This is a genomic window from Bradyrhizobium sp. CER78 (assembly GCF_029846235.1).
Lineage (GTDB): Bacteria > Pseudomonadota > Alphaproteobacteria > Rhizobiales > Xanthobacteraceae > Bradyrhizobium.
The window spans coordinates 298,156-317,070 of the sequence record NZ_JARVWP010000002.1 but is presented as its reverse complement, the minus strand read 5'-3'; the positions used below and the strand labels follow the sequence as shown (position 1 = coordinate 317,070).

At 62.8% G+C, this 18,915-nt stretch carries 15 protein-coding genes; 3 read left to right on the top strand and 12 right to left on the bottom strand.

Annotated elements, in window-relative coordinates; translation table 11 throughout:
* Window positions 1-400: 400 nt before the first annotated feature.
* The 3 genes from QDT69_RS04570 to QDT69_RS04560 form a co-directional block, all read right to left on the bottom strand.
* The gene (locus QDT69_RS04570; RefSeq protein WP_279705444.1) at window positions 401-823 is read right to left on the bottom strand and encodes a hypothetical protein; all 423 of its coding nucleotides are present in this window, start codon (window positions 821-823) and stop codon (window positions 401-403) included.
* Between the two features lie 425 nt (window positions 824-1,248).
* A complete protein-coding gene (locus tag QDT69_RS04565) occupies window positions 1,249-1,803 on the bottom strand; it encodes a thioredoxin family protein (protein ID WP_279705443.1) in 555 nt (184 codons plus the stop codon).
* Between the two features lie 271 nt (window positions 1,804-2,074).
* Window positions 2,075-2,917, bottom strand: coding sequence for a DUF1194 domain-containing protein (locus QDT69_RS04560; protein WP_279705442.1), 843 nt, complete (start codon window positions 2,915-2,917; stop codon window positions 2,075-2,077).
* Window positions 2,918-4,031: 1,114 nt separating this feature from the next.
* On the opposite strand from QDT69_RS04560, the gene QDT69_RS04555 reads away from it, so the two are divergent.
* On the top strand, window positions 4,032-4,343 hold the full coding sequence (locus QDT69_RS04555; RefSeq protein ID WP_279705441.1) for a co-chaperone GroES: 312 nt from the start codon (window positions 4,032-4,034) through the stop codon (window positions 4,341-4,343).
* Between the two features lie 133 nt (window positions 4,344-4,476).
* A complete protein-coding gene (gene groL, locus QDT69_RS04550) occupies window positions 4,477-6,117 on the top strand; it encodes a chaperonin GroEL (RefSeq protein WP_279705440.1) in 1,641 nt (546 codons plus the stop codon).
* A 369-nt stretch (window positions 6,118-6,486) separates the two neighbouring features.
* On the opposite strand, the gene QDT69_RS04545 is transcribed toward groL, so the two are convergent.
* From QDT69_RS04545 to QDT69_RS04525, 5 genes are all read right to left on the bottom strand, one after another.
* Window positions 6,487-7,149, bottom strand: a complete 663-nt coding sequence (locus QDT69_RS04545) for a peroxiredoxin (RefSeq protein WP_050421200.1) — start codon at window positions 7,147-7,149, stop codon at window positions 6,487-6,489.
* A gap of 80 nt (window positions 7,150-7,229) precedes the next feature.
* Window positions 7,230-8,246 carry a helix-turn-helix domain-containing protein gene (locus QDT69_RS04540; protein WP_279705439.1) on the bottom strand — a complete coding sequence of 339 codons (1,017 nt, stop codon included), beginning with the start codon at window positions 8,244-8,246 and terminating at the stop codon, window positions 7,230-7,232.
* Between the two features lie 196 nt (window positions 8,247-8,442).
* Window positions 8,443-10,020 (bottom strand): AMP-binding protein, encoded by a 1,578-nt coding sequence (locus QDT69_RS04535; protein WP_279705438.1) that lies wholly within the window; start codon window positions 10,018-10,020, stop codon window positions 8,443-8,445.
* Between the two features lie 104 nt (window positions 10,021-10,124).
* Complete coding sequence (locus tag QDT69_RS04530) at window positions 10,125-11,006, bottom strand: SDR family oxidoreductase (protein WP_279705437.1); 882 nt, start codon at window positions 11,004-11,006, stop codon at window positions 10,125-10,127.
* The gene (locus QDT69_RS04525; protein ID WP_279705436.1) at window positions 10,999-12,222 is read right to left on the bottom strand and encodes an acyl-CoA dehydrogenase family protein; all 1,224 of its coding nucleotides are present in this window, start codon (window positions 12,220-12,222) and stop codon (window positions 10,999-11,001) included. Before QDT69_RS04525 ends, QDT69_RS04530 begins: the two co-directional genes overlap by 8 nt.
* Window positions 12,223-12,409: 187 nt before the next feature.
* On the opposite strand from QDT69_RS04525, the gene QDT69_RS04520 reads away from it, so the two are divergent.
* Window positions 12,410-13,012: a TetR/AcrR family transcriptional regulator gene (locus QDT69_RS04520; RefSeq protein ID WP_279705435.1), complete on the top strand. Its 603-nt coding sequence runs from the start codon at window positions 12,410-12,412 to the stop codon at window positions 13,010-13,012.
* 74 nt (window positions 13,013-13,086) lie between these two features.
* Here QDT69_RS04520 and QDT69_RS04515 read toward each other — a convergent pair whose 3' ends face one another.
* The 4 genes from QDT69_RS04515 to QDT69_RS04500 form a co-directional block, all read right to left on the bottom strand.
* The gene (locus tag QDT69_RS04515) at window positions 13,087-14,289 is read right to left on the bottom strand and encodes an ABC transporter substrate-binding protein (RefSeq protein ID WP_279705434.1); all 1,203 of its coding nucleotides are present in this window, start codon (window positions 14,287-14,289) and stop codon (window positions 13,087-13,089) included.
* A gap of 99 nt (window positions 14,290-14,388) precedes the next feature.
* The gene (locus QDT69_RS04510) at window positions 14,389-15,141 is read right to left on the bottom strand and encodes an enoyl-CoA hydratase/isomerase family protein (protein WP_279705433.1); all 753 of its coding nucleotides are present in this window, start codon (window positions 15,139-15,141) and stop codon (window positions 14,389-14,391) included.
* 45 nt (window positions 15,142-15,186) lie between these two features.
* Window positions 15,187-17,187 (bottom strand): biotin carboxylase N-terminal domain-containing protein, encoded by a 2,001-nt coding sequence (locus QDT69_RS04505; RefSeq protein WP_279705432.1) that lies wholly within the window; start codon window positions 17,185-17,187, stop codon window positions 15,187-15,189.
* A 16-nt stretch (window positions 17,188-17,203) separates the two neighbouring features.
* Window positions 17,204-18,811: a carboxyl transferase domain-containing protein gene (locus QDT69_RS04500; protein ID WP_279705431.1), complete on the bottom strand. Its 1,608-nt coding sequence runs from the start codon at window positions 18,809-18,811 to the stop codon at window positions 17,204-17,206.
* Window positions 18,812-18,915 lie beyond the last annotated feature (104 nt).

Sequence of the window (18,915 nt, the reverse complement as noted above, 5' to 3'; positions counted from 1 at the left end):
TCAGGTGAACATTGACTTACAACGTCTCGTTGCCCTTGGCGGCTAACGGCTTGCGACTGAGGCCGATAGAATTCTCCGGTCGCGGTGCAGATCGTTATCAAAATGCCGAGCGATTAGCCCTGCATGTTAGCACTGCCCGGCGGGCTGTTCGACATCGGGCAAAACACGATCACGTCGCCAGCGAGCAAGCCGGCGAACGCCAGTCCGCGCTTTCGCGGGTTACGATCCACGTAATCCTGCAAGCTGCTGCAATTCTGGGCGTTCTTAACGCGCACGGAAAGTGAGGCCGGGGCGCTCCTGCAGACGCTCGCGCGCGGACAGTTTCCGGGCCGGTTGGCATGTCCCAAACGGGGCCATGAGCCGACGTCGCTCCAATCCCGCGCGATACTTGTCAGGCTTCTTAGCGGCCATAAGGGAAGCAGCGGTGACGATCGAGTGTGAGACCGAAATGCGCTCCCAGCGCAGCGATGGCCGCTTCCTGCTCAGGATAAGGATCGGCATTGGATGCGGCAACGATGATGATCCGGAACTTGCCGCGATCCTTGCCACCCGGTGGCAGCATCGCTGTAGCCAGTGCATTGCCCTCCCTGTCGCGCAACGTGAGGAAAACCGGCATCTCACGTCGTACATGGGCCTCGAGGCCGATGTCGCGCTCGATCGCGTTGGGCCGTTCCGGACGCCAGGACTGGAGTGCCTTCTCCCGCTCATTGCGGAAATATTTCTCGACTGTGTGGTTCATCAGGCGCGACTCATGCGCCGCTTCACCTTCCGTCTCGATACGGAACCAGGTCTTACCCTTCGGCGCGTCGCAAACATACTGCATTTCGCTCGTCCGGCGATCGCCACGATTCTAGGGCGTCGGGCCTGCAAAGCCAACATGAGATTCGCACCCGTAAATAACGCTGCACCACCGTATAATCGGAAGTTTGGCTGCAACACCGCGCGACTATTGCCTGAGAGGCGATGGCAGAGCTCCGATCTGATGCGGCTTCGCAAAGCGGTCCGGTACGTCCAGCCTGGTAAATCTGTTCACTGAAACGTCCGCTGTGGGTTATTTTCGACGAGCTTGACCGGGTATCTCACCGGTTGATGTCCGTGTTGCCCCGGAAGCAGACCTGGAGAAGGGGGCGAAGCGACGCCGGCAGCAGCCGCAGCGCCCTCGTGATGCCGCTAGTCAAATCGCACACGTGCAGCAATGCTGCCGCACGAGCCGGTCTCAGATACAAAACCTGTTGACAGGGATCGGCTTCATTCGTCCTTCCATTTGATCGAGCAGCCAATGGATGACTTTTGGTCAGCCGGCGCCAGACCGGTGGTCGCAATCGCGCGCATGGCCTCGACAAGCTCCCGGGGCGCCCCCGCGCGAGGCGGAGTTGTGCGCCCTTCGTCGAGCCGGCCGCGATACTTGAGCTTGCGGTCGGCATTGTAACCGAAGAAGTCCGGCGTACAGACCGCTCCATACGCCCGAGCGACTGTCTGGGTCTCGTCGTGGAGATATGGAAACGGGAAATCATGAGCCTTCGCGAAACGCTTCATATTCTCAAATGAGTCTTCGGGATAGCTCGCCGCATCGTTCGAGCAAATCGCCGCAAAGCCAATGCTCTCCGACATCAGCACGCGGGCGTCCGAAACCATGCGGCCGATCACCGCTTTAACATAGGGACAATGGTTGCAGATGAAGACGACGACTGTGCCTTTTTCGCCCGCAACGTCGTCCAGTGCGTAAGTCTTGCCGTCGGTGGCCGGAAGCCGGAACTCCGCCGCCGGCGTATCAAGAACGACTTGGGTAGCTGCTGTCGCCATATCGCACCTCCTTGTGCCCCTATATACGCTGATGACGGCCTGCTGGGGCACAGTTTCCAAAACCTTTTCGTCAGTCGCGTCGTTTTGACCGTACGCCGACCCCTCCCGGTCGACCCTTAACAGCCGCCATTTGGACGAGCGCGGGAATTCGTCGGTGTGGGCCACGAACGGACGTTAGCGCCTCCAATGCCCCGGCCCGTTGGGCGGCGACCATAATATGCTGTTGTCTAAAGTTTGTTCGTCCGGCGCCTCTGAATGATTGCCTCGACACTCACCGCCGGCCGCGCTCCTGCGATTTTTTTTCGCCGATCAGACAGGGCACCCGAGGCTCTTTCTCGGCGGCTGGGACGATCCCGCTCTCTGGCGCGAGGCCCGCAACTTCGCGAACAAGCTTGGTCCGGATCGCTTCCTGGAATTTTTCGCGATCCTTGATCGTCATGACGAAGGCGCCCGGCCCTCCGATCACGCAGTCCTCGTAGTAGAGATCGAGATTCTCGATATCGGTCGTCGAGAGGGATGGCTCCTTCACCATGATCGGGAGGCCGTTGATAATGATGCGTTTCTCCAGGGCAGCGTCGCGGGCGCCGGTTACGGGGGCTCCGTCGTTGTTCGGCCCATCGCCGGAAATATCGATGACACGCCGCAACCCGCGATAGGGGTTGTCTTCGAACAGCTGCACCGCGAAATCAATCGCGCCGGAAATCGAGGTACTCGAACCGCGACGAACCGGCGCTTTCATGATCTCGGCAGCCACGGCATCCGCCGATTCCGGACCGTCGATCACGCGCCAGGGAATGATGATCTTCTCGTCGCCCGACATCGACCACTCGAAATAGGTCACGGCCACCTTGCTGCCAGGAATCGCCCTCAGCGCCTGAAGGAAGTCTTTCGAGACGATGGCATGCGCATAGCCCTCGCGCTGAATGGCAAGTTCGTCCATATCCATCGAATAGGAGACGTCGACTGCGATAACGAGCTCGACATTGACGGGCTGTACACTGCGGTTGGCGTCGGCGAATCGAGAGTTCGGGGTCGGCGCGGCAATCCCAGCAACGTCACCTCCGACTATCGCCCCCGCAGCAAGCACCGCCCCGACCGAGACACACCAGCGCATGGTGGCTCTCCCGTCCTTTCACGAGCATGGTGACACCCAAAACGCACTCCGAAAAGCGGAAACATCCAACTGTCGTTCACGTTCGCAGCAATCGAGGCTTGCTCTGGACGATGAGTAGAAGCCTGGAACTGCCTCGTGCTTCCGGATCGCGCCAACCCCGCAGGCTTTGCCTTTCCGGACACCGATGAGACTTCCCAGATTCCAGTGAGCAAGATGATTGAGCAGAATCTTAACGCGCTCGTTGCCTGGTTGTGCACCATTCCGTCGATCGAATAGAGGTGAAGCTGTTGGTGCAAAGCGGACCGAGGTGTCCAAGGACGGAGTGGTCCGGTGAGCGGTGCGAGCTATCACCTCACAAGCCAACCACGGTTTTCCCGATCATTGACGGTATCGGAAGCAAAGGGGCGAGTGTGGCGGGGACCCTTACGGCCAAGAACTCGCGTCCACCTAGTCGATTGACTCCGATACTTGCCGAAGGAGCCATTGCTCCGAGCAGCATGAGTATTCCTGTGAATTCAAGGTCAAAACGTTAGCACGGATATACTGTCGGGATCTGACTGCCAGCTTTGACGCATTGTGCTTGCAAATCAACGCGGTGATGTCGTCCTAAATGATGATGGGTAGTAGTGTTACCGGCTGCTATCTCGCAGTTCAGCGTAGTTTGACGACGTTGCTCTCGCTTCATTTCACATTGAGGCGCTGACCGAAGTCGTGAGCTGGCTTATCCCGCTCGAGATCGGCATTCCAGCGCGTTTTCGCTAGCGGGATATTGCAGCGCAGTTGATCGTGCAGAGGGGCGGGGCGTGGAGCACCGGCAGCCATTGGCGCAAAGCTGTCATTGGGATTGATTCCCACGTCTGTGAAGGGCCGTGAAGCGGGCATTTGGCACGAGCCGCGAGTCAGAGAAGGGCTGGGTGCGGACTTATACGCCGCTGGCAGCGCGTTACTTGACTCGCGGGCGATCGCCGCAAGCATTCCTTCCTGAGACTGCAGTCGAATATCGTGGGCTGAAGCTCTTGCTCCCAAATGCCGCGGGCATAAGTGAAGAGCGGTTAGCGCTCGCTCATTGCGACTGCTGATCCAGAAAATATTCCCAAAAGCCAGGGAGAGCTGCATGAAATTCCGTCCGCTTCACGACCGCGTCGTGGTCAAGCGCATCGAGGCTGAAGAGAAGAGCGCCGGCGGCATCATCATTCCCGATGCTGCCAAGGAGAAGCCCTCGCAGGGCGAAGTGATCGCCGTCGGCCCCGGTGGCCGCGAGGAGAGCGGCAAGCTGATCCCGATCGAGCTTCAGCTCGGCGACCGCGTTCTGTTCGGCAAGTGGTCCGGCACCGAAGTCAAGATCGACGGCCAGGAGCTGTTGATCATGAAGGAGAGCGACATCATGGGGGTTCTCACCAACACCTCCAGAGAGAAGGCCGCCTAAGCGGTACGACAACTCCCTCATCCTTGAGGAGCCGGCGCAGCCGGCATCTCGAAGGATGAGGCCCAGACCTCATCTCGTTCTTCGAGACGTAAGGCTCAGAACGAGGAGCGGAGGTCAACTCAGGGAGACTGACATGTCAGCCAAGGAACTCAAATTCGGCGTCGATGCCCGCGACCGCATGCTGCGTGGCGTCGACATTCTCTCCAATGCCGTGAAAGTGACGCTAGGCCCGAAGGGCCGCAACGTCGTGATCGAAAAGAGCTTCGGCGCTCCTCGCATCACCAAGGACGGCGTTGCCGTCGCCAAGGAGATCGAGCTCGAGGACAAGTTCGAGAACATGGGTGCACAGATGGTGCGCGAGGTCGCGTCCAGGTCCGCTGACGCGGCCGGCGATGGCACGACCACCGCCACCGTGCTTGCGGCGGCCATCGTCCGCGAGGGCGCCAAGTCGGTCGCGGCCGGCATGAACCCGATGGACCTGAAGCGCGGTATCGACCTCGCGGTCGAAGCCGTCGTCGCGGACCTCCAGAAGAACTCGAAGAAGGTCACCTCGAACGAGGAGATCGCCCAGGTCGGCACCATTTCGGCCAACGGCGATGCCGAGATCGGCAAGTTCCTCGCCGACGCCATGAAGAAGGTCGGCAACGAGGGCGTGATCACGGTCGAGGAAGCCAAGTCGCTCGAGACCGAGCTCGACGTCGTCGAGGGCATGCAGTTCGACCGCGGCTACATCTCGCCCTATTTCGTCACCAACGCCGACAAGATGCGTGCTGAGATGGACGATGCCTACATCCTGATCAACGAGAAGAAGCTCTCCTCCCTGAACGAGCTGCTGCCGCTGCTCGAGGCCGTGGTGCAGACCGGCAAGCCGCTGGTCATCGTCGCTGAAGACGTCGAAGGCGAAGCCCTCGCCACCCTCGTCGTCAACCGCCTGCGTGGCGGCCTGAAGGTCGCGGCCGTCAAGGCTCCGGGCTTCGGCGATCGCCGCAAGGCCATGCTGCAGGACATCGCGATCCTGACCGGCGGCCAGGCCATCTCGGAAGACCTCGGCATCAAGCTCGAGAACGTCACGCTGCAGATGCTCGGCCGCGCCAAGAAGGTGATGATCGACAAGGAGAACACCACGATCGTCAGCGGCGCCGGCAAGAAGGCCGACATCGACGCCCGCGTTGCCCAGATCAGGGCGCAGATCGAGGAAACCACCTCGGACTACGACCGTGAGAAGCTGCAGGAGCGTCTCGCCAAGCTCGCAGGCGGCGTCGCGGTGATCCGCGTCGGCGGCGCGACCGAGGTCGAGGTGAAGGAGCGCAAGGACCGCGTTGATGACGCGATGCATGCGACCCGCGCGGCTGTCGAGGAAGGCATCCTGCCGGGCGGTGGTGTTGCTCTGCTTCGTGCCTCCGAGCACCTCAAGGGCCTGCGCACCAAGAACGACGACCAGAAGACCGGCGTCGAGATCGTGCGCAAGGCGCTGTCGGCTCCGGCGCGCCAGATCGCGATCAACGCCGGTGAGGACGGTTCGGTGATCGTCGGCAAGATCCTGGAGAAGGACCAGTACGCGTTCGGCTTCGACGGCCAGACTGGCGAATACGGCAATCTGGTCACCAGGGGCATCATCGACCCGACCAAGGTCGTGCGCACCGCGATCCAGAACGCTGCTTCGGTTGCCGCGCTCCTGATCACCACGGAAGCGATGGTTGCCGAGCTGCCGAAGAAGAACGCCGGCGGCCCCGCAATGCCTCCGGGCGGCGGCATGGGCGGCATGGACTTCTAAGTCAAAAAGTTCAGCGCCCAAAACAACGAGGGGCCCGGCATCGTTGTCGGGCCTCTCTGCATGACATGTCGATCTCGACGATGATAGCTGCTTGGGGGTGACCGTTCTCAAGAGCTCAGCGCCGTTCATGAGCACAGAGCCGGTCGCTATCGCCGCGCCGCTCACGACGAAGCTCGCATCGGGCGCCATCCGGGACGTCTGCCTTCGCGGCCTTTTCAGTCGGTCACCGCCGCGGCGCTGGCGATGAGGTAGGAGTAGGTGCAGGACACCGCCTCGAAGAGCAGCCTGAAGATCATCGCTTGCCTTGGTCGCGGGTCTGGCCGACCGGACGCTGATCCGGCCGGCCGGAACGATCGCAAGATCGAACTATTATTTGCCCGGCTGCGCGACAACGCGAAGATACGGCGTCAGCGTCTTCCAGCCGTTCGGGTACTTCGCTGCCGCCTGCTCGTTGGATACTGCGGGCGGAATGATGACGTCATCGCCGGGCTTCCAGTTCACCGGCGTCGCCACCGCGTGCTTCGCGGTCAGCTGGCAGGAGTCCAGCAGCCGCAGCACCTCGTCGAAGTTGCGGCCGGTGGTCATCGGATAGGTCAGCATCGCCTTGATCTTCTTGTCCGGGCCGATGACGAACACCGAGCGAACCGTGGCGTTGTCGGTGGCCGTCCGACCCTCGGACGTGGTGCCCGCGCCCTCGGGCAACATGTCGTACGCGGTCGCAACCTTAAGGTCGGTATCGCCGATCATCGGGTAGGTAACCGCGTGGCCCTGCGTTGCCTCGATGTCCTGTGACCATTTCGCGTGGTTCTCGACTGGATCGACGCTGAGGCCGATGATCTTCGTGTTTCTTTCATCGAATTGCGGTTTCAGCCCGGCCATGTAGCCGAGTTCGGTCGTGCAGACCGGGGTGAAGTCCTTGGGATGCGAGAACAGGATGGCCCAGCTATCGCCAATCCAGCTGTGGAAATCGATCGGCCCATGCGTGGTGTTGGCCGCGAAGTTCGGGGCCTCGGCGTTGATACGAAGCGTCATGTCCCTTGTCCTCCTGTTGGCCCGGGCAGTCGGAGCGCCCGGCGGGATGACGCCGTCCTGCACGTGGCGCGCGGCGCGCGCTATGCAATTCTGGCATGAACAGGATGAGAAGCGTGGCGAAGCTCGGCCAGCGTCGCGTTCCGCCGCAGGGTTTTCGACGGATGTTCCCCAAAGCGAAGACGATAGGCCTGCGCGAATCGACCGAGCTCCCAAAAGCCGTACCGCATGGCAACGTCGGTGACCGTGGTTGCGGTGGGATCGGACATCAGCAGGCATTGGCGAGTGTGATCAAGGCGGCGCCCGCGCGCGTATCGCATCGCGCTCTGACCCAGGAACTCTTCGCAGGCGAGGTTCAGCGTTCTCTGCGCAACACCGACCTCGGAGCAGAGGTCTGAAAGTGACAGCATTTCTTCTGGGCGCTCCCGTAGCGCGCGCTCCAGGCTTGCGACGATCTGGCGGTGGCGGCCCGGAGCGGCTCGGTCCCGGCTCCGCTGGCCCGTGGTCAGGCAGGCAAGCAAGGCCTCCATAATGGTATCCGCCAGCGCCTTGGCCGGTGCCGGCATCTGGACGATCCAGGGCTCTTCTCTGGCAAGGCGCTCCACATCGTTCATCAGGGAAACGAGCCGCGTCCGCTGAAGCTCGGGAGCCAAAAACAACCGGTCGTCGTGTGTCGGGACTTTGGGATCAAGGCCAGTGACGTCGGCACCGTACGCGGCCAGCAGGTCAAGTGGTACGGTGATGACGGCGGCGGACCCCGGTTGGCGGGGCGAGATGGCGCAGGCGAGGTCATTGGTCCTCGGGTGAAAAATATGCTGGTGGCTGACTGTCCAGCCGGAGATGCGACGAGCGGCAGAGGGTTCGGTCGCGAACATGAAGACATGCGCGTTGGGGACGCCCGAGGTGAGAGTAACGGACGCCGAGGCCTTGCCCAATCCAATACTCAGCCGGTAGAGGGCTACGCGGGTGAGTCTCGCCTGGAATGTCTTGCCGACAGCACTGCCAAAACCGAGAACATTGGCGCCAGCCGCGAGTTTGATGGCCTCGAAAGCGTAGGCTTCCGGATCGGTGAAGGCAGCGACGTGCGCGCCAGGTGACACCGTGGTGCCCTGTCGGTCGCTCGGCGTGCTAACGCTGGCACCTGGAATCCTCATTGTCACGACCGTAAGGTAGCCCTGTCAGTCCGACAACGAGTTTGATGGGCGGGGAGGCCGGTGCGGGCGGGATCGACATCGGTGCGCGACTGGCTGGTCAACATCGCACGGATGACTTGCAGCGGCTGCGGCGGACGACGACTTACTGGTAGTAGGCTGCATAGGTGCGCCTCAGCTTGGCTTTTTCGATTTTGCCGGTGGCGGTCTTGGGCAGCTCCGAAACATGGATGACGGCCTTCGGGCATTTGAACGGGCTTAGCCGCTCGCGCACGGCTGACAGCAGCGTGTCCGCGTCGATGGATCGGCCATCTTGGGTGAGGACGACGGCGGTGATCGCTTCGCCCCAACGCTCGTGCGGCAATCCGATCGCGGCGACTTCAAGCACGTCGGGATGGGCGGCCCGGACCGCGAGCTCGACCTCGATCGACGAGACATTCTCGCCACCCGTCTTGATGACATCCTTGAAGCGGTCCTCGAACCAGAGAATCCCGTCATCGTCGAAATGGCCGGCATCGCCTGAGTGAAACCAGCCATGGCGGAAGGCATCTGCGGTCGCCTCGGGATTGTGCAGGTAGCCCGCCATGGTCTGGGGACTGCGATAGACGATCTCGCCGGTCGCGCCTGTCGGAAGCAGCTCGCCGCCAGGGGCCATGATGGCGACCTGCACGTTGACGGCCGGCGTGCCAACCGCGCCGGGATGGCTGAGCTGGTGCTCCGGCTTGAAGAATGTCGAGACCGGGCTCATCTCGGTTTGCCCGAACATGAGGCTGAAGTTGCAGCCGAAGGTCTCGATCGCGCGGCGGAGTTCCGCTTCCGGCATCGGCGCCATCGCGTAGACCGTCAGGCGCAGGCTCGAGACATTGCGTCGGTGCGCGAGCTGGCGTTCGACGAGCTGCTGGATCATCATCGGCAGCGCAAAGAGCACGCTGATGCGCTCATTCTCGATGGCTTCGTGAAGAGCCGTAGCGTCGAAGCCGCGCTGGATCACCATCGAGGCGCCGGCTGCGATGGCCGGCGTGCAGAGTGCGTTGAGCTGGGCGGTGTGGAAGAGCGGAAGCACCACGCTCAGCCGATCGTTCTCGGTCATGCGGGTGTCGATCGCGGTCCCCAGTGATTCCAGGTAGATCGCCAGATGGGTGCCGATCACGCCCTTCGGCGCGGAGGTCGTGCCGCTGGTGTAGAGATAGGAGAGGGGAGCGCGATCCTCGATCGCGATATCCGGAATGTCCGAGGACTGGCCGGCCGCGAGCGCGTCGAACGCGAGCACCGGCAGGTCACCGATGCCGTCGGGGGCGGTCGCCGCCTGCCCGTCGATCACGACGACGCCGAGCAGCTGTGCCGGATCTTCCACACCAGCGCAGAATTGCTTCAGCAGGCCGGCTTCGACGACGGCGGCGCGGGAGCGCGAATCCTTCAGGACGTGGCTAAGTTCGCCCTGTCGCCAGAGCAGGTTGACGGGGACACAGACGAGGCCAAGCCGCGCGCAGGCGAAATAGACGGCAAGGAATTCGGCGCGGTTGCCCGACATCAGCGCAAGCGCGTCGCCCTTCACGAGGCCGAGCGCGGCAAGCCCATGAGCGATGCGGTTGGTCCAGGCGTCGAAGTCGCGATAGGACCAACGCCGGTCGCCGTCGCAGATCATCTCTCGCTCCGGAAAGCGCGCCGCGCTTCGGGTGACGAGGTCGCCAACATTGACACGGTGAATCAGGTGACTGGTCACGGCGGCTCAATCCTTGCTGACAAAGTGATGAGGGGCGAAGAGGTCTTGACGCAGATATTGAAAGTCCATTCGTGAGCTCCCTGAATTCGCGCCGCGCGACAAATCTACCGGTCCTCCCCGGTGAAATAGGCCGGCTTTCCGGTGGTCCAGGTCTCTCCCCAGAGCTGGCCCCCGCCATCCACAGTCAATGTCTCGCCGGTCACGAATGCTCCGGAGGGACTTGCGAGATAGGCGCAGGCTTCGGCTACATCCCACGGCGAACCCACCCGCATCATCGGATTTGATCGCGGGTAAGCCGCGCGTGCCTCGGGCGTATAGACGCTCCAGCCTTCGGTCTCGATCGCACCGGGGGCGACGCAATTCACCCGGATGTTCAGTGGGGCCCATTCCACGGCAACGCTGCGCGAAAGGCCGATGACCCCGGATCTGGCGGCGATCGAATGCGCGATGCCATAAAGGCCGTGCGTCGTCACGACGACAATGTTGACGATGTTGCCGGGATGCTTGTTGTCGCGCCAGTGTCGGGCGGCGGTCTGCATCATGTACCAGGTGCCGTTCAGATTGGTATCGATGACGGCATTCCAGCCCTTGACCGAAAAATCGATGGCCGGTTGCGGGAATTGTCCGCCCGCGCTGTTGATCAGGCCGTCGACGCGGCCATGCGTCTGCCAGACCGTATCGAACAGGCTCGCGACGGCGTCGGGATCCCTGATGTCGACGGCGCTTGCGGATGCCTGCAATCCCTTCGCCGTCATACTGGATGTCAGCGCGAACAATTTGCTCTGGTCGCGGCCGACCACGACGAGATGCGCGCCGAGCCGCGCGAACAACCACGCGATTGCCCGCCCGATGCCACCCGCGCCGCCGGACAGCACGATGACCATATCCTTGAGGGCGTCGGAGCCGAACACGGTCCGATGCAGCGCAAGCTCATCGTCCGTGAGCCCGAGCCTTTCCGATCGCTCAGTCGTGTGATCGTCAGCCATGGGAAGCCGCGTCCTTGAGCAGTTCGCCCGCGATGATCATCTTCCGGACCTCGGTCGTTCCGGCGCCGATTTCCAGCAGCTTGATCGAGCGAAACAGCCGGTTGATCTCCGACTCCCAGATGTAGCCGCTGCCGCCATGGATCTGGACCGCCCTGTCGAGGACGGCGTGGCATGCCTCCGCAGCGTACATCACGGAGGCCGCCGTCAGCATGTGGATGTCGCCGCGTCCGCCACCGCCGATTTCGAGCGGGGCGCCTTCCGCAAGCGTGCGATAGGTGAAGGTCCGCATGGTCTCGACCTGAACGTACATCTCCGCCAGCATGGACTGGACCATCTGGAACGAGCCGATAGGCTTGCCGAATTGCTGGCGAGTCTGCGCGTAGTCGATGGAGAGCTGCAAGGCGCGCTCCGAAACACCGAGACACAACGGCGCGACCATCGCGCGCTCCAGATCGAGCCCGCTCATCACGATCGACACGCCGCGGTTCTCGCCGCCGACCAAATTCTCCACGGGCACCCGGCAGTCTTCGAACACCAGCTCGGCGGTCTGGCTGCCGCGATAGCCCATTTTGGTCAGCTTCTGAGCGACCTTGAACCCGGGAAAGCCCTTTTCGACGATGAAGGCGGAAATGCCGTGGGCGCCCTTTGCGCGATCGGTCTTGGCGTAGACCAGGATGACGTCGGCGACCGGTCCGTTGGTGATGAAGATCTTGCCGCCGTTGAGGACGTAGTGATCGCCGTCGCGCCGCGCGGTGGTGCGCATCGAGCCCAGCGCGTCGGAGCCGGCTCCCGGTTCGGTGAGGCCGAGCGCGCCGATTGTCCGGCCCTTGCACAGGTCCGGCAGGTATTTGCGGCGCTGCTGTTCGTTGCCGTTGCGATAGATGTTGTTGGCGCACAAATTGTCGTGCGCGACCCAGGACAGCGCCATCGCGTGGTTCCAGCGCGCGAAGCCCTGCAGCACCAGGCCGGCCGCCACAAGGTCCATGCCGGCGCCGCCATATTCCTCGGGGATGGTCGCGCCGAAAAAGCCGTTGTCGCCGATCGTGCGGAATGCCTCGTCCGGCCACCATTCCTCGCGGTCCATTCGCTCGGAAAGCGGATACAGCTCTTTGCGTGCAAAACGGTCGGCCTGATCGAGGATGGCTTGCTGCTGCTCGTCGAGCGCAAACATCGACACGCGATTGTCGCCGCTCAAGCTGGCCTGGGACGTGGTCATACGCCGGCTTCCTTCCCGTTTTTATGGACGCCGCGATCTTGGGCTGAACGCGCTTTATAATGAATGTAATTCAGTTTAGGGTGGTGTCAACTGCCGAGGGCCGATCGACGAGAACCAAAATGAATTATATTCAGTTTAGCGCGATGCGACTTGTCGTCATGGATCTGGAACATTCCCGAGTTGCGACATGCCGGCGATAAGTCCCGAGCGAATGCAGGATCGTTACGACGCGATTCTCGATGCGGCCAAGCGTGCCTTCGCCGAGAGGGGGTTTGAGGGGACCTCGATCGCCGAGATCGCGCGCATCGCGCAGATTTCCGACGGGCTTGCTTATCGATACTTCCGGAACAAGCGGGGCCTGCTGTTTGCCGTGTTGCAGAAGTTCTATGAACGGATCCTGATCGATCTCGAGACGCAGGTGTTCAGGAAAGATCGCTTTCGCGATCGCCTCGAGGCGCTGATCAGGCGGCATCTCGAGGTCTTCGTCTCCGACACCGACCTCTGCCGCCTGTTCATTGCGGAGGTGCGGGGCGCGAGTGACTACGAAGGCTCGGCGATCCAGGAGATGAACCGGCGCTATACCTCGGTTCTGATTCGAATCGTCAAGGACGCGGTCAAGACCGGGGAGGTGAGGCCGGACGTCAATCCAAAGCTGCTGCGCGACGTTCTGTTCGGCGCGATCGAGCATGTCGCCTGGCGATACGTCAACGGCCGGGGGCAACTCAGGGTCGCCCAGACGGCGCGTGAGCTGACCGCGATGCTCACCATCGGCACCTGCGTGGACCGGTAACGAGGGGGAGCGCATGCGAAACGCGCCGACTGCATCGGCGCGTCGCATTCGCTGAGGTGCCTGACCTGATCAGCTTACTTCTTCAGGAGCTGGCATTTCGACTCGGAGACCGGCCGGTAGGCGTCCTCGCCTTTGACGGTCTTGACGATCTCGAGGTAGTCCCACGGTTCCTTTGACTCGGACGGCTTCTTCACCCGGGCGAGATACATGTCGCGGATGACCCGGCCGTCCTCGCGCAGCTTGCCGCCGTGCACGAAGGCGTCTTCGATCGGCAGCTCGCGCATTTTCGCCATCACCTTCGCCGGATCGTCCGTGCCAGCCGCCTGGATCGCCTTGAGATAGTGCAGCACCGAGCCATAGACGCCGGTGTGGATCATCGTCGGCATCACCTTGGTTCTGGCGAAGAACTTCTTCGACCACGCGCGGGTCTTTTCATCCATGTTCCAGTAGGAAGCCGTCGTCATGTAGGTGCCTTGCGCGGATTGCAGGCCGATCGCGTGCACGTCGGTATCGAACATCAAGAGGCCGACGAGCTTTTGGCCACCCTGCACCAGGCCGAATTCCCCGGATTGCTTGATCGCATTGTCGGTGTCCTGGCCGGCGTTGGCGAATGCCACCACATCCGCTTTGGAGTTCTGCGCCTGCAAAACGAACGAGGAGAAATCGGCCGTGTTGGTCGGATGCCGCACGCTGCCGAGCACCTTGCCGTCCTGCTCCTTGATGAAGCGCACGGCGTCCTTCTCCAGTTGCTGGCCGAAGGCGTAGTCGGCTGTCACAAAGAACCAGGACTTGCCGCCTTCCTTGATGACCGCCGAGGCCGTCACCTTGGAGAGGGCATAGGTATCGTAGGCGAAGTGAACGGTGTTGGGGCTGCACAGTTCGTCCGTCAGCGAGCTTGCACCCGGGCCCGAGAGCAACGCGATCTTGTTGCGTTCCTTGACCATGTTGTGGATGGCGATCGCGATCCCCGAGTTCGGGATGTCGGCGACGGCGTCGACCTTGCCGTTGTCGAACCAGTCCCGCGCGATTTGCAGGCCGACGTCGGTCTTCATCTGATGATCGGCGCTGACGATCTCGATCGGCTTGCCCAGCACGGTCGGGCCGAACTCCTCGACGGCCATTTTGGCTGCCTCGACCGATCCCGGACCGCTGTTGTCGCGCCCCCAACTCGAAAGATCGGTCAGCACGCCGATCCGGACAACGTCGTTGGAGATCTGCGCGGAGGCGGTCGATGTCGCCGCCGCGAGGATGGCCAGGGCCAGGAAATGCTGTTTCACGAGTTCTCCCTCATTTTCTTCTGTTGGATTGTGGTGTGGTGCGCCCCGCAGGCAGGCGATCCGCGACGCGATGTCGGTTGCGATGACGGCGAGGGGGAATTACCGCTCGCCGAATTTCTGTTCGCGCTTCTCGCGAAACGCGCCGATGCCTTCGCGGGCGTCGGCATGTGTCAGCAGGAACGGAAAGCCATCGATCGCATGGCGCATCTCGTCGCCGCCGAGGCCACGGTTGTAGAACGACTTTGCCATCTGCACCGCGAGGCGCGGCTGCGAGGTGATGCGTTCGGCGAACGCCAGCGCGTCGGCAAGAAGCCTGTCGTCGGGGACCACGCGTGAAACGATGCCGAGGCGGCATGCCTCGGCGGCGCTGACGGGATCGCCGAGCATGCTCATCTCCTTGGCTTTCGCGCGCCCGACGATGTCCTTGAGCCGAACGATGGCAAAGCCCGGCAGCAGTCCCAGCTTGATCTCGGGGACAGCGAAGCGGGCGCTTTCGGCTGCGAAGATGAAGTCCGACGCGATGGCAAGCTCGAAGCCGCCGCCATAGGCAATGCCGTTGACGGCCGATATCACCGGCTTGAGCGCCCGCTCCGGGGCGGACAACACCTCCATGGCGTCGATGAAGAAGGCGCGGGCCTTCTCCGGATCGAAATCGAAATTGCCGATATCGGCGCCGGCGCAGAACGCCTTGCCACCGGCGCCGGTGATGATGCTGACGCACACCTGGTCGTCGTTGTCGGCCCGCTTCAGGCCTTCGAGGATGCCTGCGCGAATGCCGGTCGTCAGTGCGTTCAGCTTGTCCGGCTCGTCAAGGGTCAGAATCGCGATCCTGCTCCGGACGTCGTAGTTCACGCTTCCCAATCGTAACATGTGCTTCCTGAATCTCGAGAGGGCGGGTTATTGCAGGGCGAGGTCCGGCTCGACGACGGCGACGACGGCATTTCGCTCGACTGTTTCGCCGGGCTTGAAGTGGACCGCGGTCACGACGCCATCGACTTCGCTGGCGATGCGCAGTTCCATCTTCATGGACTCCATGACGACGGTGGCATCGCCGGCCTTGACGCGGGTGCCGACTACAACGTTGACCTTCAGCACCACGCCCGTCATCGGAGCACGCAGCTCGCCGCTGGTCTCGGGACTTGTGCTGATGTACCGCAGGTAGGGAATTAAGGTCATGGTGTGGGCGGCGCGCGCGTCGTGGACGAAGATCGCCTGATCCTTCTGGACAATCCGCACGGTCTCGCGGCGCGCGTTCACCATGGCAGCGAAGCTCTCGTCCGCGAGCGGCGAAAGCTTCGCCGAAATCCGGGCATCGTTAACGCCGATCAGCATCGTGCCGTCCGGCTGCAACGGTGCAAAGCGGATTTCCGCGCTGGCGCCGGCGCTCTCGAGGTGCAGGATTGGGATCGGCGACATGCCGTCGTCTCCCTGCGCCATCTGCCAGCCGGTCAGCCCGCTGGACTGCCAGGGGCTGTCGGAGCTGACAGCGCGCTGGCGCATCATCCAGAAATAGGCCCCAAGCGCCAACGCCTCGGCAGCGAGGCCATCGGCGCGCGGCGTGAGCGCGTCGATCTGCTCGTCGATGAGGCGGGTATGGAACGTCGCGGCCCGGGTCGCGGGCAGGGCGATCAGGCGCTGGAGGAACTCCCTGTTGGTGATGACGCCGAAGATTGACGTCTCGTCGAGCGCGTTGTGTAGCCGATCGAGTGCCTGGTCGCGGGAAGCCGCGTGAGCGATCAGCTTGGCCAGCATCGAGTCGTAGTAGGGCGTAACGGTCGATCCGCTCTCGATGCCGGTCTCGACGCGGATGCCTTGGGACGGAAACCTGACATAGGCGACCTCGCCGGTCGACGGCATGAAGCCGTCGTTCGGATCCTCGGCGCAGATGCGCGCCTCGACCGCGTGGCCCCGGCACGTCACATTGTCCTGCGCAACCGGCAGGCCTTCGCGGGCGGCAATGCGTAGCATGGTCTCGACAATGTCGATGCCGGTGACCATTTCAGTCACGGGATGCTCGACCTGGAGCCGCGGATTGACCTCCAGGAAGTAATAGTCGGTGCCGCTGACGATGAATTCGACCGTGCCGACGCCACGATATCTGAGTTGGCGACCGAGCCGGACGGCGTCGTCGAGGATGCGCTGGCGAAGCGCGGGTGGCAGGTTGGCGGCGGGCGCTTCCTCGATCAGCTTCTGATGACGGCGTTGCAGCGTGCATTCGCGTTCGAACAGGTGGATGACGTTGCCGTCGCCGTCTCCCGCGATCTGCACTTCGAGGTGCCGGCCGCGCTGGATCAGCTTCTCGACGATCAGCCCCGCGTTGCCGAAGGCATTCTTGGCCTCTCGCATCGCGGACTCGATTTCGTCGCGAAGTCCGTCGAGGGTCGAGATCGCCCGCATGCCCTTGCCGCCGCCACCAGCAGCCGCCTTCAGCATGACAGGCAGTTCGAGCCGCCGGACGATACGTTCGATTTCGACAGGATCTTCGCTGGGAACCTCGCTGCCGGGCACCGTCGGTACGCCGGCCGCGACGGCTTCACGTTTCGCCGATGCCTTGTCGCCGAGCCGCTCGATGGTTTCCGGCGCAGGTCCGATGAACACTAGCCCTGCGGCTTCAACCGCGCGGGCGAAGGCCGCATTTTCGGCCAGGAAGCCGAAGCCGGGATGAATGGCCTCGGCGCCGGTGGACTTTGCCGCAGCGATCACCACATCGATCCGCAAGTAGCTCTCCGAGGCCGGCGCACCGCCGATCTCGATCGATTCGCCGATGGTCTTGACGTGCAAGGCATCGGCATCTGCGGTGGAATGCACGCCGGCTACCGCAACGCCGAGACGTTGGCAAGTGCGGGCAATACGGCAGGCGATTTCGCCTCGGTTGGCGATCAATATCTTCTTGAACACAGCGGGTCTCCTGCGTCTACATTCGCAACACGCCGAAGTCGGTGTGCTGACGCGGGATCCGGCCGGCCAGATCGAGCAGCAACGCCATCACGCTTCGGGTTTCGAGCGGATCGATCACCATGTCGCACCAGGTGTTGCGGGCGAAATTGTAGGCATTGGCGAAGTCCTCAAATGTTCGCCGGGTCGGCGCCATATAGGCCTCGCGCTCGGCGTCCGTCCAAGTCGTGCCTTCGCGTTTGTGAACCTCGTCGCGGACCATCGCGAGCGTTGTGGCGGCCTGGTCAGGTCCCATGATCGCGGAACGGGCATTCGGCCACATCATCATGGCGTTCGGCCGGAACGCCCGACCGCACATCGCGAGGTATCCCGCGCCATAGGCGTTGCCCATGATCAGCGTGTATTTCGGCACGTTCGCGCTCGCCATCGCCGTGATCATCTTCGCGCCGTTCTTGGTGATGCCGCCTTCTTCCGCCTCGCGGCCGACCATGAAGCCGGTGACGTCGGCCATGAACAGCAGCGGAATGTCGCGTTTGCAGCAGAGGTCGATGAAGTGCGTCGCCTTCAGCGCGCTTTCGGAGAACAGCACGCCGTTGTTGCAGAGGATGCCGATCTCGAAGCCCATGATCCGCGCGAAGCCGGTCACCAGCGTATCGCCGTAGAGCGGCTTGAACTCATGGAATTCGCTGTCGTCGACGAGGCGGGCGAGGATGTCGCGATTGTTGGTGGGAACGCGGGGATCCGAGGAGATCAGGCCGTAGATTTCGGCCGGATCGAACAGGGGGGCGCGTGCGGGAGCGACCGTCCAGGTCTGCCGCGGGATTTCGCCGAGATTCGCTACGATCTCGCGCGTGATCGCGATCGCGTGTGCATCGTTCTCGGCGAGATGATCGGTCACGCCGCTGACGCGGCTGTGCATCTCGCCACCGCCGAGTGCTTCGATGCCGACTTCCTCCCGCGTTGCCGCATAGACGAGTTGCGGGCCGCCGAGGAACATGGCGCCCTGGTTTCGAATGATCACCGTCTCATCGCATAAGGCGGGAATGTAGGCGCCGCCTGCGGTCGAGGGACCGTGCACCACGGCAATCTGCGGGATGCCTTCGGCGGACATCCTGACCTGGTTGTAGAAGATCGAGCCGAACTGGCCGTCGTCGGGGAAGATATTGGGTTGGTCGGGCAGGTTAGCGCCGCCTGACTGGACCAGGGTCACGCAGGGGAGGCGATGCTGCCAGGCGAAGCGCTGGGCGCGAACGTGCTTCTTGCAGGTGATGCCGTAATAAGTGCCGCCCTTCACCGTGGGTTCGTTGGCGATGATCATGCAGGGACGACCGGAGATCATGCCGACGCCGGTGATGATGCTGCCGCCGGGCGGCACTCCTTCGTACAAGCCTTCGCCGGCCAATTGACAGAATTCAAGGAACGGCGATCCGGGATCGACCAGCGCGGCGATCCGTTCGCGCGGCAGCAACTGGTCGCGATCCTTGTGAAGCTTGCGCGCCCGTTCGGGCCCGCCGATCGCCGCGGCGGCCCGACGTCGCCGAAGGTCGGCGACGCGCTCGGCGTAAGCGCTGCGGTTGCGTGCGTATTCCTCGCTCGAGGTCGCGACGTCCGATTTCATCATTGCCATTGCGAGTGGTCCTGGCGGCTGCGCGGCAAGCTCGTCGTCGGCTTGCCGTCGGTGTGAATCTTTCCATGGGGTGGCGGCGCGATCCTCACGACGTGAACGAGGCG